This window comes from Niveibacterium sp. (assembly GCF_041909475.1).
Lineage (GTDB): Bacteria > Pseudomonadota > Gammaproteobacteria > Burkholderiales > Rhodocyclaceae > Niveibacterium.
In genome coordinates, this window is the sequence record NZ_JAYRDJ010000064.1 from 1 (window position 1) to 1,828 (window position 1,828).

Genomic DNA, 1,828 nt, shown 5'->3' on the forward strand with positions numbered 1-1,828 from the left:
CGACCGGCTGCTGACCACCGGCAACCCGGATGTCGAGCGTGACGACCAGCTGTTCGCCCGCCTCGGCGTCAAGGCCGTTTGAGCGCTCAGGACAATCTGAACGGATTTGTCGACCGGCAGCACGTCGGTCGGCGCTTTTCCCGCGTTGCAGCGCAATATGGCGAAGGCGATTTCTTCGCTCGCGAGGTCGATCGCCGCATGCAGGAGCGGCTCGATTACGTGCGTATGGAGCCGAAGTGCATCCTCGATCTCGGCTGCAGCCGTGGCGCGAGTCTGCCCGGTTTGGCAGCGCGTTTTCCCAGTGCCGAACTGATCGGCGTCGATCTCTCGCTCGACATGCTGCGCGCCGGGCGTGCGCCGCGCGCCGGCTGGCAACGCTGGCTGGGCCTCGGCAAGTCCGATGCGCAATACCTGGCGGGTGATGCGGCGAATTTGCCGCTCAAAGCGCAGTGCACCGCAGTCGTCTGGTCCAACCTGCTGCTGCATTGGCTGGATAACCCGCTGCCGGCGCTGGCCGAGGCGCATCGCGTGCTTGAGGTCGGCGGACTGCTGATGTTCTCCACGCTGGGGCCGGATACGCTGAAGGAGTTGCGCGCCGCCTTTGCCGACGGCTATGCCCACACGCAACGCTTCATCGACATGCACGATCTGGGCGACATGCTGGTCGAAACTGGCTTTGCCGATCCGGTGATGGACATGGAAGTGATCACCCTGACCTATGACGATTTCGACGCCATGCTGCACGAACTGCGAGCGGCTGGCTCGTCCTGCGCGATGAAGGCGCGTCGCCATGGGCTGACCGGAAAACGCAGCTGGGAAAGCGCGCGCGCAGCCTACGAAGCGATGCGCCGCGACGGCAAGCTGCCGGCCACCTTCGAAGTGGTCTATGGGCACGCCTGGAAGGCGGCGCCGAAGCAGACGGCCGATGGTCGCGCCATCGTTCGCTTCGATCTGCCGCGCAAGAAATAATCAGTCCGGACGTTTCGGGAAGAATTTGAGCGGTTTGCCGGCCTGCACGGTCGGTACCGGTATGGCCTTGCGCCGCCGCTCACGCACGCGCCAGCCGAGCAACAGGGCGACCGCCACCGAGTAAGCCAGCGGCCAAAGCAGCGCCGTTGCCTTGACCAGCCAGAAGTAATGCACGCAGGCCAGGATGGCGATCAGGTAAATGTTTCGATGCAGCTCCTGCCAGCGTCGTCCGCCGAGCCTGCGAATGGCCCATTGGTTCGAGGTGGCGGCCAGCGGGATGAGCAGTACGAAGGCGGCAAAGCCGACGGTGACGAAGGGGCGCTTGAGGATGTCGCGGGCGATGTCGTCGATTTCGAACAGGTGGTCAAAGCCGATAAACGACAGGAAATGCAGCGCTGCGTAGAAGAAGGTGAAGAGCCCGAGCATGCGGCGCAGGCGCAGCAGCCAGTGCCATTCGGTGAGGCCGCGCAGCGGTGAAACGCAGAGGGTGAGCAGCAGCAGGTTGAAGGTCCAACTGCCGGTCCAGCGCTGAACGAACTCGACCGGGTTGGGACCGAAGTCGTCGGTCCACGCGGCCCACAAGAGGCGGATGAAGGGCAACAGGCAGAGGGTAAAGACGGCCAGCTTGATGCCGGCCAGTTGGCGGGGTGTCGGATTGAAACTCATGGTCAGAAATTCTTGCGCAGATCCATGCCGGCATAAAGCCCGGCGACCTGCTCGGCGTAGCCGTTGAAAGGAAGCGTCTTGCGCTTGAAGAATTCGCCGAGCCGGCGTTCGTGGCTCTGGCTCCAGCGCTTGTGGGGAACGTCGGGATTCACGTTGGAATAGAAGCCGTATTCGTCGGGCGCGGCCTTGGTCC

At 63.7% G+C, this 1,828-nt stretch carries 2 protein-coding genes and 1 pseudogene; 1 reads left to right on the plus strand and 2 read right to left on the minus strand.

What is annotated here, in order from left to right; genetic code table 11:
• The first annotated feature begins 78 nt into the window (after window positions 1-78).
• Window positions 79-969 carry a methyltransferase domain-containing protein gene (locus tag ACE3P0_RS21035; RefSeq protein ID WP_374404765.1) on the plus strand — a complete coding sequence of 297 codons (891 nt, stop codon included), beginning with the start codon at window positions 79-81 and terminating at the stop codon, window positions 967-969.
• On the opposite strand, the gene ACE3P0_RS21040 is transcribed toward ACE3P0_RS21035, so the two are convergent.
• Together ACE3P0_RS21040 and ACE3P0_RS21045 are read right to left on the minus strand one after the other, a co-directional pair.
• On the minus strand, window positions 970-1,635 hold the full coding sequence (locus ACE3P0_RS21040) for a sulfite oxidase heme-binding subunit YedZ (protein WP_374404766.1): 666 nt from the start codon (window positions 1,633-1,635) through the stop codon (window positions 970-972).
• 2 nt (window positions 1,636-1,637) lie between these two features.
• Window positions 1,638-1,828: pseudogene (locus tag ACE3P0_RS21045) on the minus strand (mononuclear molybdenum enzyme YedY); the annotation flags it as partial.